The organism is Brotonthovivens ammoniilytica, from assembly GCF_025566885.1.
GTDB classification, from domain to species: domain Bacteria; phylum Bacillota; class Clostridia; order Lachnospirales; family Lachnospiraceae; genus Brotonthovivens; species Brotonthovivens ammoniilytica.
In genome coordinates this window covers 1-18429 of record NZ_JAOQJQ010000001.1, presented here as the reverse complement: position 1 = coordinate 18429, position 18429 = coordinate 1, and the positions used below count along the sequence as shown (strand labels likewise).

The 18429-nt window shown below is 40.2% G+C and carries 18 protein-coding genes, 1 tRNA gene and 1 rRNA gene; 2 read left to right on the top strand and 18 right to left on the bottom strand.

The annotated features are described in order from the left end of the window. Positions 1 to 6 precede the first annotated feature (6 nt). A complete protein-coding gene (locus OCV88_RS00100; protein WP_262590537.1) occupies positions 7 to 144 on the top strand; it encodes a hypothetical protein in 138 nt (45 codons plus the stop codon). 145 nt (positions 145 to 289) lie between these two features. Here OCV88_RS00100 and OCV88_RS00095 read toward each other — a convergent pair whose 3' ends face one another. The 9 genes from OCV88_RS00095 to OCV88_RS00055 form a co-directional block, all read right to left on the bottom strand. After that, the gene (locus tag OCV88_RS00095) at positions 290 to 706 is read right to left on the bottom strand and encodes a hypothetical protein (RefSeq protein ID WP_158423622.1); all 417 of its coding nucleotides are present in this window, start codon (positions 704 to 706) and stop codon (positions 290 to 292) included. 126 nt (positions 707 to 832) lie between these two features. After that, positions 833 to 964 (bottom strand): hypothetical protein, encoded by a 132-nt coding sequence (locus tag OCV88_RS00090; RefSeq protein ID WP_262590536.1) that lies wholly within the window; start codon positions 962 to 964, stop codon positions 833 to 835. Beyond that, positions 961 to 1656 (bottom strand): GntR family transcriptional regulator, encoded by a 696-nt coding sequence (locus OCV88_RS00085; protein ID WP_158423621.1) that lies wholly within the window; start codon positions 1654 to 1656, stop codon positions 961 to 963. Before OCV88_RS00085 ends, OCV88_RS00090 begins: the two co-directional genes overlap by 4 nt. A gap of 19 nt (positions 1657 to 1675) precedes the next feature. After that, positions 1676 to 2626 carry a GTP 3',8-cyclase MoaA gene (moaA, locus tag OCV88_RS00080; protein WP_158423620.1) on the bottom strand — a complete coding sequence of 317 codons (951 nt, stop codon included), beginning with the start codon at positions 2624 to 2626 and terminating at the stop codon, positions 1676 to 1678. A 25-nt stretch (positions 2627 to 2651) separates the two neighbouring features. Continuing rightward, the gene (locus OCV88_RS00075; protein WP_158423619.1) at positions 2652 to 3869 is read right to left on the bottom strand and encodes a molybdopterin molybdotransferase MoeA; all 1218 of its coding nucleotides are present in this window, start codon (positions 3867 to 3869) and stop codon (positions 2652 to 2654) included. Positions 3870 to 3883: 14 nt separating this feature from the next. After that, positions 3884 to 4450, bottom strand: coding sequence for a flavodoxin family protein (locus OCV88_RS00070; RefSeq protein WP_158423618.1), 567 nt, complete (start codon positions 4448 to 4450; stop codon positions 3884 to 3886). Positions 4451 to 4604: 154 nt separating this feature from the next. Continuing rightward, on the bottom strand, positions 4605 to 5426 hold the full coding sequence (locus OCV88_RS00065; RefSeq protein WP_158423617.1) for a 4Fe-4S dicluster domain-containing protein: 822 nt from the start codon (positions 5424 to 5426) through the stop codon (positions 4605 to 4607). Between the two features lie 34 nt (positions 5427 to 5460). After that, complete coding sequence (locus tag OCV88_RS00060; protein ID WP_262590535.1) at positions 5461 to 8097, bottom strand: molybdopterin-dependent oxidoreductase; 2637 nt, start codon at positions 8095 to 8097, stop codon at positions 5461 to 5463. 193 nt (positions 8098 to 8290) lie between these two features. After that, on the bottom strand, positions 8291 to 9208 hold the full coding sequence (locus tag OCV88_RS00055; protein WP_158423616.1) for a LysR family transcriptional regulator: 918 nt from the start codon (positions 9206 to 9208) through the stop codon (positions 8291 to 8293). A 399-nt stretch (positions 9209 to 9607) separates the two neighbouring features. Between OCV88_RS00055 and OCV88_RS00050 the strand changes: the two genes are divergently transcribed. Continuing rightward, positions 9608 to 11152, top strand: coding sequence for a sodium:solute symporter family protein (locus tag OCV88_RS00050; RefSeq protein ID WP_158423615.1), 1545 nt, complete (start codon positions 9608 to 9610; stop codon positions 11150 to 11152). 363 nt (positions 11153 to 11515) lie between these two features. Here OCV88_RS00050 and OCV88_RS00045 read toward each other — a convergent pair whose 3' ends face one another. The 9 genes from OCV88_RS00045 to OCV88_RS00005 all read right to left on the bottom strand — a co-directional run. Beyond that, positions 11516 to 12361 carry an Rpn family recombination-promoting nuclease/putative transposase gene (locus tag OCV88_RS00045; protein WP_262590534.1) on the bottom strand — a complete coding sequence of 282 codons (846 nt, stop codon included), beginning with the start codon at positions 12359 to 12361 and terminating at the stop codon, positions 11516 to 11518. 322 nt (positions 12362 to 12683) lie between these two features. Further along, positions 12684 to 13121 (bottom strand): MOSC domain-containing protein, encoded by a 438-nt coding sequence (locus tag OCV88_RS00040; protein ID WP_158423614.1) that lies wholly within the window; start codon positions 13119 to 13121, stop codon positions 12684 to 12686. 3 nt (positions 13122 to 13124) lie between these two features. Then, positions 13125 to 13613 (bottom strand): cyclic pyranopterin monophosphate synthase MoaC, encoded by a 489-nt coding sequence (gene moaC, locus OCV88_RS00035; RefSeq protein ID WP_158423613.1) that lies wholly within the window; start codon positions 13611 to 13613, stop codon positions 13125 to 13127. A 16-nt stretch (positions 13614 to 13629) separates the two neighbouring features. After that, entirely contained in the window at positions 13630 to 13983 is a 354-nt protein-coding gene (locus OCV88_RS00030) for a hypothetical protein (RefSeq protein WP_158423612.1), read from the bottom strand. Positions 13984 to 14001: 18 nt separating this feature from the next. Then, a complete protein-coding gene (locus OCV88_RS00025) occupies positions 14002 to 15030 on the bottom strand; it encodes a molybdopterin-binding protein (protein WP_158423611.1) in 1029 nt (342 codons plus the stop codon). 694 nt (positions 15031 to 15724) lie between these two features. Next, entirely contained in the window at positions 15725 to 16525 is an 801-nt protein-coding gene (locus OCV88_RS00020; RefSeq protein WP_158423610.1) for a response regulator, read from the bottom strand. Positions 16526 to 16530: 5 nt separating this feature from the next. Continuing rightward, the gene (locus tag OCV88_RS00015) at positions 16531 to 17811 is read right to left on the bottom strand and encodes a sensor histidine kinase (protein ID WP_158423609.1); all 1281 of its coding nucleotides are present in this window, start codon (positions 17809 to 17811) and stop codon (positions 16531 to 16533) included. A gap of 160 nt (positions 17812 to 17971) precedes the next feature. Next, a tRNA-Trp gene (locus tag OCV88_RS00010) sits at positions 17972 to 18044 on the bottom strand. Between the two features lie 297 nt (positions 18045 to 18341). Then, a 23S ribosomal RNA gene (locus tag OCV88_RS00005) occupies positions 18342 to 18429 on the bottom strand; the annotation flags it as partial.

The window sequence follows — 18429 nt, the reverse complement described above, 5'->3', positions numbered from 1 at the left end:
TATTACATGAAAAAAGATAATAAACAAAAGGAACCGCAAAAACAACAGGATCCAAAACAGAAAAAATTCTTTTACCAGCTCATTGGAGCAGGTATTGTCGTTGTTATATTTGCCATTATCGGTATTGTTTCCGGACTGAAATAATGAATAAAAGAAAAGAAACGGTATGCTCCTTTGGGGAACAAATACCGTTTCTGAAAAAGATTGGCATAATTATCATACCACATCCTAATATATTTCACCATATAAATACAAGAACTTTATGCTTTTATTCAAAGACACTTCTCTTTTAATAACCGCACGTATCAATCTCTTTCTTTAAAAGTGCCACCGTACTCTCTACAGGATAGCCAAATAAAAGTCCTGTCACCGCCAGCTCCTCCTGTCCCAGACAGTCGTGAAGCTGAATCTCACACTCTTCCTCATTTCCAAAATAAGATAACTCTTTTTGAAAATACTTCTTCATTTTTTCCGCATCCAATTCTATCCCGCACGCCCCATATACCGAAAGAATCTGATCCAGATCAAAATAATCTGACAAGCTGCCCTTACGGCTTACATAAAGCATATACTGGTACTCTCTTGTATGATACGGATAACAATAGTATTCATCACCCACAGTTCCAATCATCTGCATATATTCTTCTGCAGTTTTCGGATATACTGTTGCCGCCAGTTTTTTATTTTTCTGGACTGCATAATTCATATAGTCCACCACAGGGATAGGACCATAATTATTGCTGCAGCAAATCAGATTATACCAGCTTAAATACGGGCTCTGAAACTTTTCCGCCTCTAATGAATAAAAAAAGCGCTTGCAAGGAATGAAATCCTATCCCTCAAACTGATAATACAGGGTAACTGTGCAGTGATCTCCTTCCTGCTCTCTGTAAAGAGAAAAAATCAGTTTTTCTCCCAGATTATAATCCTGTGAAAACATCAGCTGTCCTGCCACTTCACTCATAAATTGTACCTTCCTGTTACCAGTTTATTAATATAGTACTGTTTGATATACTGAGAATGTGCTTTAATAGCCTCCACACACTTTTCTGTATCTCTGTCCTGAATCGCCTGATAGATCTGCTCATGCTGTTTTGTTGATTCAGATCCATGATCCTCATCCTGCAGAGATGTAATATCAAATCTTCGTTTCTGATTCACTAAAAGTTCAAAAATCATATCCAGCCGCTTATTGGAAACATAATGAATCATAAATTCATGGAACTTCACATCCCATTCCATCCGTTTAATAAGATCTCCCTGGTTCATTGCTTTGCGAAGCTGCTCCATAATCTGTCCAAGAGTAGCATCCGCAATCATATCATAATTCTTAAGAGATACCTGGATGGCATAAATCTGAAGCACTTCCAAAAGATCATACACTTCAAGTATATCTTCCAGAGTATATACAGGAACAATAATTCCCTTACCGGGTTCATCTGTCAGCAATCCTTCTTTTGCCAGCTGCCGCAGCGCATAACGGACAGGAGAACGGCTTACATTATAAGCCTCTGATAATTTTCTCTCAACCAGCACAGTCCCCGGAGTAAATTCGTTTTTTAAAATTGCTTCCTTTACCCGTTCATAAACCATCATCTCTTTTGTGCCCATTCCAGAGCTAATATATTCTGCCTTTTTCAACTTTTCTTCCTGCATCAGAATCTGCCTCCCGTTCCTATCCACCAATCTGATTCATATAACGCTCTGTTTCACTTACGTAACCATATGTAAGATTTACATGCTCTGCCGGCTTATTGGTAATAGCACCAATCAAAGCCTTTTTCAGTTCTTCTCCATGGAGTCCCTTTACAAGTACTTCCTCTTTCGAATGAAGACACGGCTTAATCTTACCGTCGCAGGTAAGACGAATCCGGTTACAGGACAGACAGAAGTGCTGATTCACCGCACTGATAATTCCAATCCGTCCGCACCCATCCGGATACTGATACATTCTTGCCACACCGGAATTTTCTGCCTCCACAAGCTCCGGAATCTCCCGCAGTACTATATCGCCTTTGACAAATGCATGTTTTGGAAACGCTGCACAGGCTCCAATAGGCATTAATTCTATAAAGCGTACTTCCACATTGTCTGTCCGGGTCAATTCTCCAAAGTCACGAATTTCACAGTCATTAAATCCACCGATAAGCACGGTATTAATTTTTATAGGAGTCAGACCGGCCTTTGCCGCCAGACGTATTCCTTCCGCCACGTCCTGAAAATTACCTTTTCTGGTTATTTTGGTATATTTCTCGGTCTGCAGGGTATCCAGGCTGATATTCAGTCTGGATACTCCCGCCTCCTTCAGAGGATATGCAAGATCTTTCAACAGCATTCCATTGGTTGTTACCGCCAGTTCCTTTACTCCTGGAAGAGATGAGATCCGTCTGCAGATGTCGATTACATCAGGTCGAATCAATGGCTCTCCCCCTGTAATTCTGACTTTACTGATACCAAGCTTTACCGCCTCAGCTGTAATTTCCACAATTTCATCTGCGCTCATAAGACTGCTGTCTTTGGCCAGACACCCCTCATCCTCCGGCATACAGTATAAACAGCGGAGATTACATTCATCTGTAATTGAAATTCTCAAATATGTAATTTCTCTTCCATAATTATCTTTCATGTTTCTACACCTGATCCTGTCTGTACTAAATCAAATATGCCTCCAGCCAGCTGCCCTTATCTACCGGTCCGCTGCCTGAGGGAATTACTGCAAAAACTTCCGCATCCTGCATGGCGCTTACCATTCCATTTCCCTGTTTTTGATTCAGCTTCATAATGGCTGTACCCTGGGAAAGATCCAGGCTTCCTTTTAAAATCCGCGTATTTTTACTTGCTTTTTTGAAATCCTCATTCAAACGCACACGTATTTTCTTTGGTAAGTAATTTTTAAGTCCGGAAATTTTTCGTATCACAGGCAGAACTACCAGATAAAAAGTAGTCATGGCCGCAGACGGATTGCCGGAAAGTCCAAACACCGGCACTCCATTTAATATTCCCAGACAGCAGGAAGACCCCGGTTTCATAAAAATTTTGTCTACCAGTATTTCAGCTCCCGCCCTCTTCATGGCAGCTTCCGTAAAGTCGTATGTACCAACAGAAACACCGCCGGTCATAATAACCGCATCATACATGCATACCGCATCGGATATCATATTCGCGATTTCAACTTCATCATCTCTAGAAGTTCCAAGATAAATAGAGCTGAAATCTTCTTTTTTCAAAGCTCCACTGAGCATAAAACGGTTTGTATTGTAAATTTTCCCAGGTCTTAATTCCTCTTCAGAACCAATCACCTCATTCCCCTGTGATATAATCCCGATTAATGGCAGCTTATATACTTCTATCGCACAATTTCCCTGGGACGCCAGTTTTCCATGAACGGCCGAATCTATCAACGTACCTTCACACGCCACCAGATCTCCGGCATTGATATCCTCGCCTTTCAAAATTATGTTGTCCATCTTTTGATATGGATGAAACAGTTTTACATAATCCGTTCCAAACTCTGTCTCCTCATATTTTGCAACAGCTGTAGCACCTGCAGGAATGGGAGCTCCTGTCAGAATTTTTACCGCCGTGCCCGGCTTTAGTTCCCGGCCGGAATAAGCTCCCGCCGGAATTTCCTCCACTACAGTCAGATTTACCGGCTGTTCTTTGGTAGCATTTAATGTATCAGAGTCAATAAATGCATAACCATCCAAAGGTGATTTATCAAACAGCGGAACATCATATTTCACTGTCACATCTTTTGCAAGTATTCTTCCATATGCTTTTTCTAAAGAAATTGTCTCACTGCCAAGTCCTGAACACCGTTCCAGCATTTTTTCCCTGGCAGTTTGAAAGTCATATCCAAGCGTTTTCATATAGACCTCTATCACTAATTATTAATGTTGGCCAGCATTCTGCCTACATCATATGCATTCTGTTTCAGTTCCCGGTTGTTTTCTGCGGTCTCAGGGTTATTACCATTTACACATACGATACGGTCTTCGTCCACAAATCCAAATCCCGGGAACATTCCCTGGGCAAGATAGTCAAAATACATATCGAAGGTATGCGGATCTTCCAACTCCTGTGTATATACAGTAACAATCTTTTTCTGTCCAAACCGCGGACGTCCGTTCTCGCCCATAAGCGGGAAGAGTCTGTCGTAAAGGTTTTTAACAGGACCGGTAATCTGCATAAAATAAACAGGAGAACCGATAACCACAGCATCCGCCTCTTTTACTTTCTGCAGTGCTTTGCGAAGCTCATCATTTACCATACAGTCATCCTTCAAGCGGCATCCGAAACAGCCCTGACAGGCCATAAATTTCATTTTGAATAAAGTATAGACTTCTACCTCTGCATTGTGCTCTTTTGCCCCGCGTTCAATCATCTTTAAAATTGTTGATGTATTTCCGTCCATTCTTGGGCTTCCGTTAAAAATTACAATTTTGCTCATGATTCTTCTCCTTATTTTGCGTTTGTTAATGTATTCTAAGTATACCACAGGGATTTTATTTCACTTATCCAGATATAGCGTTTACTATTTCACTATATGAATTATGCCCATGCCTGTGACAGCATGGGCATAAAGCTCAACGATATTTTCTTAATTAAAATTCAATAAAATCAAGGTTTAAAGATTTTCCTGCAATTTCAACATCAATATCTTTGTGTTTTCCAGCAGCATCGATCTGGATTACGTATTTTCCGTCATCCAGTCCATCGAATTTGAAATCTCCAAAGAAGTTCGTTTTCTGAATTTCAACAACTTCTCCGTCTTTTGTTAATGTAACAGAAGCGTCCTCATAGCAGTCTCCGTCTACTAATACACCAGCTGCAACGAAGTTCTTTGTAAATCTGTGAAGGTTTTTGTAGAATACATGTGGGTTTGTTCCCAGTTCTGGTTTGTATACTTCAAGTCCTTCTGTTTTGATCATAACTTCCATTTCTTCTGGTTCAAGATGGAAAGCTTTCAGAGCTTTTGTAGGACAGGAGTGAGCACATCTTGGAATTCCTGGGATCCAGTCCGGATCATCCAGAAGGTGTGCACACATTGTACATTTCTGTGCAATGCCTGCTTCTTCGTTGTAGTAAACTGCTCCGTATGGGCACATTCCTACTACATCTTCTTTTCCTTTTGCAGCTTCAAGATCGATCATTACGATACCGTCTTCTCTTCTTGTTGCATATCCAGCGTCAACTACCGGACATTTCTCGCAATGCTGGCAAGGCATTGGCAGATATGTATAATCATTACGTGAGTATCTGCCGCGCTCTCTTCTTTCAATATTCATCCAACGATGTCCATGGCGTGGCTGAGCAGCTGTATAGCCTGGCCATTCATTGTCTACATGTTCGTCTTTACAAGACATAAAGCAGTTATTACAATCATGGCACCATCTGACATCAATAACCATATACCACTGTTTCATCTTAATTCTCCTTTCGGGCTGTATTTGCAAAATCTTAGTAGATTTCGTAAATACCGCCATCCCATTTTTCTACTTCAACCTGAGCACTGTTTGGTGCCATACCACATGCATATTTAGACATGTAACGATCTGGTGTCAGAATATTTACGCAGCCGCCGCGGTCTGCGGAGCATCCCGGTTTTCCAAGGGGAGCATATTCAGCACAAGATTCATATGAATGTACGGTACCTGGCTGTACACGTTCACCAACCTGAGCACAGAGAATTACGGAACCTCTGTCGTTGTATGCACGTACTAAATCGCCATCTTTGATGCCACGAGCTTCAGCATCTACAGAGTTCATACGGATAATCCAGTAATACCATCCGTCTACTAATACACGGTGGTCTTTGATATCGTTCATGAAACTGTCTTTTGCATCACCCATTGTATGCATAGAGAATCTTGGATGAGGTGATAACATACCCAGAGGGTATTTCTTAGCAACTTCTGCGTGCCAGCTTTCCCAAGCAGGAACGTATTTATGCATTGCCGGACGATATTCATCCACAAATCCCTGTTCTTCGAAACGTTTTAAGGATGTAGAAATGAACTCTACTTTTCCTGTTGTAGTCTGTAATCCCTTCAGCGCTACAGACTGGTTTGGAGCAGGACCCCAGTCAGGAGTATCGCGTACACGATCTTCTGCGAACCAGCGGAGTGCAGGTGTTTTCTTTCTGTTTGGATTATCAGGTACTACTAAATAACCTTTCTTGAAGAAGTCTTCCCAATCCATAAGTTTTGGACAATCTGTAGCATTGTAGTACTGTTTTACCCAGTCTAATTCATCTTTGCCTTCTGTAAAGATATCATAGATACCAAGTTTTTTAGCCATTAATGCATAGATTTCGTAATCGGACATGGACTCTCCAAGAGGTTCGATACATTTAGCCTGTAAAGAAATTACACGGTTGTTTGCCATCTGGAAGTTATCCGGAATATAACCGGAGCAGTTAGCAAACTCAGAAATATCCCAACGCTCATAGTTTGTACAAGCAGGAAGAATAATATCTGCAAACGGAACTTCACCTTCAAACCAGATAGACTGGCTTACTACAAATTCAAGGCTTTCAGATGTGTACATCTTAGCATATCTGTTTGTAGCTGTCATTGTACCGATGTGTGGTCCGCCGTATTTCCAGTACATTTTAATTTTTCCATATCCTGGAGCCGGATACTGATATGGATGCAGCTGATTTTCAATTGCATTACCACAGAATCCTTTACCATACCACTCGAATTTTCCGTTCATGATACATTCTGGAATTTTCAGACGTGGAATATGCTGTCCAGCTTCAATATTTACTTTAACCGGAGCCGGGAAGGTTGTCTTACCATCGAACATTCTCCAAGCGAATTTGAATCCTGCTGCAGAGTTTGCACAGTCACCGGAAATACCGCCTTCTGCGTATCCTGGGAAGTAGAATTCATAGTCAGTTGGAACACCCTGTGTTGTGGACCAGATATTGGAACCTGGTTTACCAAGACCCTGCATTGTAGCAAGAGCGATCATACCACGTGTCCATTCGATACCATGGGTAGCACGGCAGGCACCACCCCAGCCGCCCATACCACCGGCAGCAAGATATGTGTTTTTCTTAGCCCATTCACGAGCGAGAGCACGGATATCACATGCTGGGATACCTGATTCTTTTTCAGCCCATTCGCATGTTTTTGGAATTCCGTCTTCGCCTTTACCTAATACATAGTCAGCCCATTCTTCAAATCCGTAAGCATGAGTAGCTACATATTCTTTATCATAGGTTCCTTCTGTTAACCATGTGTAAGCGATAGCAAAAGAAAGTGCATGGTCTGTACCAACTTTTGGTGAGAACCATTTCATTCCCCACATATTTGCTGAATGGTTGAAGAAAGGATCGATAAATACCATTTTAACACCCAGTTCGTCTAACCAGCGACGTCTGATGTGTGATTCGTAAGCAGCGTAAATACCACTATTAACTTCTGGATCAGATGACCAGAATACGATCATTTCTGCATATTTCAGACCATCTTCTAACAGATCGTACTGCTCTGGACAGCCAAGTCTCCAGGAGAAGCCCCACATATGCATACCGCCCCAGTGCCAGCCTTCCCATGAATCCGGGTTATGGTCAGCATAAGTGAATCCCATAAGGTTCATGAAACGGAAGTATGTAGAATGACGGTAACCTACATTACCCCATAAATGGTGAGAAGATGGAGTAGACATAATACCGCCCGGTCCTACTTCTCTTTTAATTCTGTTAATTTCACTTGCAACGATATCTGTTGCTTCATCCCAGCTGATTCTTTCGTATCCGGAAATACCACGGTTCTGGATATTTCTTTCACCGTTTGGATCAAAGTCCACACGTTTCATCGGATAAAGAATTCTTCTGTCAGAATAAATCATAGATTTCTGACCAGCTGTAAACGGTGCGATTGTAGTATATCTTGGAGCCTTAAAAACTCTGCCCCTTGCTTCAATTTTCCAGCCTTCCGGATCTGTTGAATCGAAGTCCATCGGTGTAATACGGACAATTTTTCCGTCCTTTACGTATACGAATACTGGACCTCCGGTACTGGAGTTAGTCAAACGAATTTCGCCTTGCATGAATATACCTCCTTGATTTTTTGTTAATCGTTTCATATCTGCTTCCCTGCTTTTTAAGCCACGCAAGAGTAGAGGAATAAGCGCCTGCTTTTTGCACTTCACAGATATCTCTTCAGAAGAACTTCTTCTTGAGTTTAACTATAACGTGTATTGTGATTATACAGTCAAGTTCTTTTTGATATTTTCCATATATATTTTTTTCCAGTTCTTATAAATTGGAACCTTACTTTTAAATATCCTTTTTATCATGAAGATTGGAATACTTCCGAGCATAGGCATAAAAATCTTTCAACGCCTGATTATGATTCTTCTCTTTTCTTGTAAGCTGCATGGGAAGATATTTTTGAGGAACATCTTCATTAATCGGAATAAAACGAAGATTCATATTGGAGATAACCTCCGTCTCCTCAAATACAAGAGAAATCCCCTCTCCCATTTCAATAGAAAATAAATATTCTTCAAAATCATCGAACTCCGCAGCTACCCTTGGCTCAAATCCGTAATACTTACATATATTATATAGAAAGTCGTCTTCTTTTTTTACATCCGTTGGATTATATCTAAGGAAATCACTGTCACGAAAATCAGAAAGCGTAACTTCCTTCTTATAGAAAAGAGGATGGCGTTTGTGAACAACAATTCCAACTCTGGAATAATACAGTGTCTGTCTCTCAACACCCTGGAGACGCTTTACATCATGATCCGCAATTAAAATTGCATCATAGTAGTCATTTTTTAATCCCTCCAGCAATTTCTTCTGGGTACAGCGCTCCTTTATAATCTGTATCTCCGGGCGCAGTTCCCGAAACCCGGAAAGAACCTGGGACAAATAACTGTTGCATTTAATATGCGGCTGACATCCTATGGTGATACATCCATTAAACTTCTTCACGGAATTTTTGGCTCTTGAACAGACCAGCTCCCACTCAGAAGTCATCTCTGAAAGAGTCTCCGCCATCATCTGCCCCTGCAAGGTCAGCTTTACCCCTTTTGTATTTCTGTCAAAAAGAGCAAGACCAAGCTCCTCCTCAAAAGAAGCGATCTGCCTGCTGATATTTGACTGCGATATAAATAAGTTCTTGGCTGCCTTTGTAAAATTCAGACATCTGGCAACCTCCAAAAAACATTTCACCTGTAAATCTGTCATAAATCTCCTCCGCTGGTTTCCCTATGCTATATACTTTATATAATAAGGAATATCCTGCGGTTTGTCCAGTTTAACCAGATATTGTCACAAAAAAATAACGGATTACAGATGTTTTTTATTTCATTCTGCCAATTCCAAGTTGTATGATATGGTTTCTCTGTTGTTAATTTATATAATATCATCATGTACCATCATTAGTAATTCATAAACCAAATTATTTTATTCATGTTCTGCATACCCATATTTTTGTACAATATTTAAACATTTTTTACAGTTTTTTTATTTTTTTTCAATAATTTTTAGATTTTATTGACAGTATAGCCGCTATATAGAATATACTCAAATGCGAGTAGAGGACTTAGTTTTTACTAATTTATTTCACTAAGGGAGGTTTTTAATATGGCTCTAGTTATTGCTGTAGCATACTTCGCGATTCTGATTATCATCGCCAGCCTGTATGCTAAGAAAAAAGTCAAATCTGCATCCGATTTTGCAAATGCAGGCGGCGGAATGGGATGGATTATGGTTACTTTCTCATTCGTACTGGCACCTTTGGGATCCGGTCATACAATGTCTCTGTGGCAGAAAGCCGCAGGCGGCGGTTTTACAGACTGGTCAGCATTTACAGGTATCGGCGCCGGCGCTATGTGGTGGGCAATTGGTGCAGGTGCAGTATTCCTTCCAATCGCTATGTTATGGATTGGACCGTTATACAAAAAGATGGGGGTTGAAACAGTACCTCAGGCACTGGAAAAAATCTTTGGTAAAAAAATGGCATGGTTCCATGCAGGATTCCAGACAATGACATGGACTGGTATCGGAGCTTCCGAAACAGTTGCAACGGGTACAGCTATTTACACATTGTGTAACGCAAGTGGTATCCCGCTTACAATTTATCAGTCAATTATTCTTGGCTTCGTTTTAATTTTATGCTATGTATTTTTCGGCGGTATGCTTCAGATGGCATGGCTCAACTGTATCAATGCGGTAGTTATGATTGTTGCTTCTTATGCTGCTATTGCTATCATCGCATTTAACTATCTGGCTCAGTTAGGCGGATGGCAGGGCGTTATGGAAGTTTATAAAGCTGCCGGTTACAGCAATATCCTGACACAGACAGGTACTCTTGGAATGCCTCCTGTATGGTTAGGTGTTATCATCCCGGTTATCGTATTACATACAACAGCCGGCGCTGTATCTCAGACCATGATGCTTCCGTTCTTTGCCGCAAAAGACCAGAGCTCCTGCCGTAAAGGTGTGTTCATGGGTATGTCCTTTAACATTATGTCCAGTTTACCATGGATCTTCCTTGGAATTGCAGCAATGTCTATTCCTGCTCTGGCATCCAAAGTAAATGCCAACGGCTTAACAGCTGTTCCTATGATCGCTCAGGAAGGTCTGCCTGTCCCGGCTATCGGTCTTTTGATGGTGGCTCTTTTGGCAGCTACTCTGTCAACCGGCGGCGGTGTTGTTCTTGCTAACTCCAACGTCCTGGCTCAGGATATCGTAATTGGATGCTGCAAACCTACCATGGATGAGAAACAGAAACTGCGCACAAATAAAATCTGCGTTATCGTTGCAGCAGCACTGTTATTACCAGGCGCTTTAATTATGGCAAACGAATTCGTATTCAACCTGTTCTTATGGGTGTTCTCCTTTGGTATGCCTGTGTTCATTGTGTTCATCATAGGATACAATTTCAAAATCAGCAAGGCGGCAGCCTGGGCGACGATTATTATATCCTATGTCATCAACTGTATCTGGACTTTCCTGCCAATGGAACAGCTGCTCCACTTAAAAGCAGGCAGTATCTGGGGAATGAACTTATATGCAACAATGGTATCTTCTCTGGTACTTGGTATTGTTCTTCATTTGATCCTTCCTGGTAAAACTGCATGGAAGAAAACAAAAGAAGGTCAGACTTCAATCAGTATGGCAAAATAAAGGAGGTAAATCATATGCTTTGGGTTGTTCAAGATATTCTTACTCAGTACGTAATCGGCTTTATCCTTTGTGGAATTATCTTTCTTATCTGGAAAATTACACATAAAGGTGAAAAATTATAAGGAGGAATTGTTTTATGGCAATAACAATTGTTTCAGTTTATCTTCTTTGCGTAGCTATCGTACTTATCGCAATGTGCTTTATCGGTGCAAAAAAATCCGGTGCAGATAAAGAAGATTAATTCATACAATTTAAAACAAACAGGGCAATTGTTTCTGATTTGAATATTAGCCCTATACAAAACTTCAGGGAGCATATCATCTGTACAGATGATATGCTCCCCATTTTTACTAACAGGTAATATTACGCCATCTTTTTTATAAACCTTTGAATTGTTTCAATATCCTCTTCCAACTCATCTGCAATCAACTGGATACTCTTTCCTTTTTCCAGTTTCTTTTGAATTAACTCTGATATTTTCTCATCTTTCCCTGCTGCAAAACCTTCTGCTCTGCCTTCTTTTCTAGCCTCATTCTGCTCCATGACTCTCTCTTCCCATGCCTGCATATATCTCACACTCACTTCCGCATTCTCTTTGAGACTGTCAATCCGTCTTTTCAGCTTTTTTACACGGGCACTTCTACAGCTCTCTTCTGTCTTTTCATTGGTATGCTCTATGTAATGCAGAAGCTCTATAAGCTCCTCGCTTACCCCTTCCGGGTCTGTCCCACGGCTGTTTAAAAAGATCCGGGTAACCCCGTCTTCCAGATTCAGTCCCGGCACTTCTTCACACTTCATCTGAAAAGTATACTGATACTTCCCCGCCCCAAACAGGTCAAAAGGTGTAATCATAATTACATACAGCTGATTTAATTTTCTAAAATCAATTTCTCCCGGTTCTAACAGTTTACTGTCAATCATTCCCTGATAATATCTGCTTCGTCTCGGCAGATTTCCGGTATTTTCCTTTTGGGCCTCCGTATTATATACAACACCCTCCTCATCCTGGCTCCAGACATCCAGCTTTACAAACCGCTTCAGCGGAGTAGTCCGTATTTCCTTCTCAGACTGCGGGCAGTCCTTTAAATGAACATCTCTTCCAAGAATAATTTCCAGTAAAATCTGCAGATTTCCCGGGCTTTCCATAGCCTCTGCGAATAAAAAGCGATCAAACAGTGTCAATTGTCCCAATGGTTTACTAGGTTTCAAACAACTTCTCCTTTCATTATAAAGAGATACCTTACAACTGTAAAGAAAATCTCTTTCCCAGATTATAAATTTGTAACTTTGTACGGATATTTTGAAAAAACTTTCAAGAAATGTATTAAGAATAGTAGAAAAACAGTCCCTTAAGCCGTGAACCAGCCTAAAAGAACATAATAAGTATACCTCTCTTTATTTAAAGAAATATTTTGCAGGGTGATATATAACTTAGAAATAGGGGCACAAAAACTTCAGGGGGGCACGGCATTGATATCAACGCCGTGCTCCCCTGAAGTTTGACAATTTCTTTTCAAAAATCATCCACTACTTATAATTTAATAACAGAATCTCCGGGTTTCACCACTCCGCCTTTTACTACTTTACAAAAGCGTCCTTCATATGGAAGCAGTGTCACTCCAAAGGTTCTTGTAACCACACTTGGATGATCAGGTTTTCCTATCTGTGTAACCTCCAAAACCGCACTGCTGCCAAGCAAAAACCGATCTCCCTCCTGAAGATTTAAGTCATCCATATGTTCAATACAAATATTTTCTGCAAAATCTCCAGGCCCCATGGAAAGTCCATGTTCCTGGTTTGATTTTAATACGCTCTCCCAGTTTAGGCAGGTTACCTGGCGTCCCCAGTCACCACAGTGGCCATCCCCTTCAATTCCTGTATTTTCAATAATATTTGCCTGCTCAATTTCTTTCTTTAACTGTCCTCTCTCCTGAGCGATACAGATCGAATGTACCGTACAATTACTCATATTCTAATATTCCCTTTCTCTAACATAATGACCAGATTTTCCACCATCTTTTTCCAAAAGAAAAATGTCAACAATCTGCATTCCCCGATCTACAGCTTTACACATGTCATAAATGGTAAGCAAAGCTACAGACACAGCATGAAGCGCTTCCATCTCAATTCCCGTCTTTCCGGTAGTTTTTACTGATGCAACCGCCTCAATCTCGGAAACCTCCGGATATAACTCAAAGTGAATATCCACACCAGTTAAAAGCAGCGGATGACACATGGGAATCAACTCCCAGGTTTTTTTTGCAGCCATTACCCCTGCCACCTGAGCAACAGATAAAACATCTCCTTTTTTGATTTTTCCTCCTGTAATCAATTCAAAAGTGTTCTTCTGCATGCGAATCCGCCCGGAGGCCACTCCAATCCGCTGTGTATCAGCTTTTTCTGACACATCAACCATTTTGGCACGGCCCTGGTCATTTATATGTGTTAACTTCAAATCCATAATTTCCTCCGTACATTTAATACAGTACATCCCAATCATTTGGGAAATGTTCTTTTCCAATCAGCATGTCATCTGAAATCTTTTTCCGGGCATCCGGAATATAGTATCCCATACGGTTTAAATCTTTTTCAATGTACTGAATGAGTTTATGATTTCCCGGCTTTGCCTGATATTCCTGAGGGGGAAGTACACCATGTTTATCTGTATCCCCGTAAAAGGCAATATTCTCTGTTTCAGGATCATGCCAGATCCGGTAATATCCCAATACTTTCTGACCGTATTTTACCTCAAACCTCATAATCTTAAATACACTGTATTTCTCAATCTCTTCCCAGTGAACTTTCACTGGTTTTAAATTTGTGTCCTCCATACTTATATAGCCTCCTTTTTATTTTCCAAATCCGCAGTTAGGATAAGTACATACTTCGCAATTCAGACAAAGACCGCCCTCTCCCAAAATAGAAATATCTTCTTTTTCCAATTTATCATCAGCCATAACCCTTGGCAGAACCAGATCAAAAATGGTTCTTTTTGCATACATAACACAGCCCGGAAGTCCTAAAATAGGAATCTCTTTTCCATCCTTTTGATAATACGCAATCATCAGCATCGCTCCTGGAAGCACCGGCGCGCCATAACTTACTACACGTGCTCCGGTATCCGCAATAGCCCCCGGTGTACAGTCATCCGGATCCACACTCATACCTCCGGTACAGACTACCATATCTGCTCCATTGGCAATGTGATCCATAATCGCAGCTGTAATGTTCTTTTTTGTGTCATCAACATACGTCTGCCCTAACACTTCTGTAGGAAACTCTGCAAGTTTTCCTTTAATTACCGGTCCAAATGTATCTTTAATTCTTCCTTTGAAAACCTCACTTCCGGTAGTTACAATTCCAACTTTTTTATGTTTAAATGGAAGAAGCTGAAATACCGGTTCACTGCCGCCGGTCTGTCTTGCTTTTTCCATTTTTTCTTTTTCAATGACAAGTGGAATAATCCTGGTTCCAGCAATTTTATCTCCTTTTTTTATGGGAACATTTCCATGTCTGGAGGCAATCATCATCTGTCCAAAACTGTTTACCGCTAAAATCCGCTTTTTATTTACTTTCAGAAGTCCGTCGATCTCTGCAACCAGTTCGATTTTTCCCTCTTTCACATCAGTGCCGTGCATGTGCTCTCCTCTGCAGATTTCATAGAGTATTTGAGCAGCTTCATTCTCATGAAGCATATTCTCATCATTTTCCCACACATAAAGATGCTCTTTTCCTACAGAAAGGAGTACAGGAATGTCCTCTTTTGTTACAACATGTCCTTTGCGGAATACCGCATCTTTTGTTACTCCTTTAATAATCTGGGTAATATCCTGACACAATACATGTCCAACTGCATCTTCTGTTTTGATCAGTTTCATCGCAAAAACCTCCACCTTATCTATTGTTTACAAAATCAGAAAAGTTATCTGATCTGCTATTTTGATCTAATCTAAATTATATCTGACAACCTCAATTTCAGTAATTCTTAACCGGTATATACATATGCAGATTCAAAATAACACTCCACTTAAAAAGGACATGGCAAACCACCCTTTGATTTCCCATGTCCTTTTCGGATAAAAACACTATATTAAACACTCTTCACACAGGTATTATTATATACAGGTCAATGATTCTTAGTAATTCAAAAAACAAACATTTTTATTCCTTTTGTCAATTACAGAATACCATATTTCAAATAAATATTCCATGGTATACCGTATTTTCTCTTCTAAAATTTGTCTCTGCATTTCCCATTCTTAAATCTCTTACCTATGTATGTCCTTTTGTACGGCAGCCATCTGCTTTTCACGCTATCATATATATCAAAAAGGATGCCCGTTCTGCTCATTTCCGAACATAAAGCACCCTCCTGAACTATATTAAAATTTTTCATAACCCTTTTTAATCATTTTATAATTTTATTTTCATCTGCTGCTGGTAGCAACACTAAATTCTTTTTTATCAGTTTTCTGCTATTAACATCAAACTTTAATAAATTATAACAAAGCAAGCGTATCAAAAGCGTATCAAATTTTATAAACAAAAAGAATAAGCCCCTCTTTCAGTCTCCTACTGATAAAAGTTCTTATTCTCATGGAAATAAATCTGCGCATTTCGAAACTCAGCCCAGCTGTACTGAGGCATATAATCGTTTCGATACTGATTAACCGCAATCGGGTCCCCCTTTAAAAACTGATAATAATCACATTCTATTTTATCCGGCACGATAGCCAGAGAGTTGAAACTGCGGAGCAGTATTTCTTCTGCATGTACAGTCTTTAATGAATTTTTTAAATCCCGTACAATATTTCGAAAATAACTTTTTCCTGATACTGTATCTTCAGCATTTTCAAATAATACCGCATATGCCTCTGCGGTTGTAACACTTGTCCCTTTACGATCTATCAGAAATGCCAGCAATTCTTTTGCTTTTGCTCTGGAAAATTTAACAGGCTGTCCATCTACAAAGATTTCAAAGCCTCCAAAGGTCTGTGCCCGAATATGAACTTTTTTCTGTTCCCCATAAATAAAAGTCAGTTCACGCATCACATCTTCCTGTGAAAATGGTTTCAGCAAATAACCTGTAGCATGTATCTGAAAAGCCTGCACAGCGTATTTTTCATGTCCTGTAACAAATATAATATGAATATCCGGTTGAATCTCTTTTAATCTCGCTGCCAGTTCAAGTCCCGTCATACTGCCCATTTCAATATCCAGAAAAGCTGCGTCTATCTGTTTCTTTCTAGCTATATCCAGAGCATCTCCAGGCTTTAAGCATGTACAGATTTCAGCCCCGGGTATGACGCTTTGAAGTGTTTCAGCCATTTCTTCCAGCATAAAAATTTCATCATCAACAGCTAAAAAATGCATAACTCTCACTCCTTTGGTATCCGCATTGTAATACTTGTCCCCATGTCATCACTGTCAATTTTCAAACTTCCATGCACCATAGTCTGTAATCGGCTGCGGACATTTTCAATTCCAATATGGGCATGTTCCCCCAGATTTGGAAATTCTTTTGAGCGCTCAAATCCAATCCCATTATCCTCTACTATTACCAGATAATCTTGTTTGGTCTCCCTTGTACGGATAGTGACTACGCCGCCTGCTTCTTTTCTGAGTACTCCATGACGTACTGAATTTTCTACTAGGGGCTGCAGGGATAAGGGTGGAAGATAAAAATCAGATACCTGTATATCATAAATGACTTTCAAACGATTTTGAAAACGCTGCTGTTCCAGATACAAATAATTCTTAACATGATTCAGCTCCTTTTCAAAAGAAATAGGATTTCTTTTTTTCAGACTGTCCATATTTCCCCGTAAAAATAAAGAAAATTCCTGTATAGCAGTCTGAGCTTTTTTGGCATCATGTTTACAGAGGTGAGAAATAGTCGCCAGGGAGTTATATAGAAAATGGGGCTGAATCTGACTTAACATGATATCAATCCGCATCTGTGCCAGCTCATCTTCCTTTTTGCGCAGTGTTAATTCATATTCAAATTGAATATTAACTAAAATAAGCAGAAGAGCAAGAGATACCCCAATATTTACCACAGCAATTCCCCGCAAAAACATTTGCGCTGCTCCGCCTCCAAGGGGAACAAAAATATATAATAAAAAAAATGCAATTTCACGCAGTGTCAGATTCTCCCGGTATACAATTACAAAAGCAGTAAAAAGAATGTAACAGAATAAAGGAACTATCTGAGAAATCAGAAAAAGATTTCCCCGCTGATACCCATGAACCGATATATAAAAAATTGCACCTGTAAATGGACTGATGATGGCAAAAAATATCTGTACACTGCAGACAAGTCTTACAGCCGCCAGATATCTCTTTACCGCTCTGCCCGTAATTTTCAGATATTCCGCCAAATACCTGGCAAAAAAATATAATACAAAAGCAGATGCCGCATAATAGACCACGGAAAAAACAGACAGTATAACTTGCAGAGACCTAGTAGATACATCCTGTATTAACCAGTCCGATAAATCGCCGGTAATCATAAAAATATTAGAAATACTAACACCCAGAAAATATCTGTTTAGTTGTTGACAGTAGCGCTGACTGCTGAGTACATATACAATTGGAATTATTGATAAAATGATTCCAAATATATCCAGAGCAATATTTGCTGATATCATCTGATCCATGAAAATGTTCCTCTTTTATTTTCGCGACAGTGCGCATCGTCACCCCAAAGTGTGCGTTTATGCTATAAGTGAGTTCAAAACATTTTCCTATAGTATAAACAAACAAAAACCCCGATTTACTCGGGGTTCTCATAGACAGCAGCACCGCCGTCTTTTATAACAGGGACAGAAGGACTCGAACCCTCGACATTTGGTTTTGGAGACCAACGTTCTACCAACTGAACTATATCCCTATATATTTTATTTCATATACCTTCAAAACTTCATACAGATTTCCGTGAAAGCATTCCAGACATGTTTAAGGAAGTTCGATTCACTAAAACCATTTTCCTTTTTCGAAACCGGGTCACCTCGAAAGCTTTGCTTTCTCGGTGCCATTTGCTCTGCAAATGCCTTTCCCATTCTTTTCTAAGGAAGTTCGATTCACTAACCTCAGGCTTCGTCTTCCGACTCGCCTTCGCTAAGTTCCTTCGAACGACCATCCCACTAAGCTCAGCCTGCGCCTTTCAGCTTGGCTTCCCTAAGTGCTCTTGGTCAAGCCCTCGGACGATTAGTATCAGTCAGCTCCATACATTACTGCACTTCCACCTCTGACCTATCTACCTCATACTCTCTAAG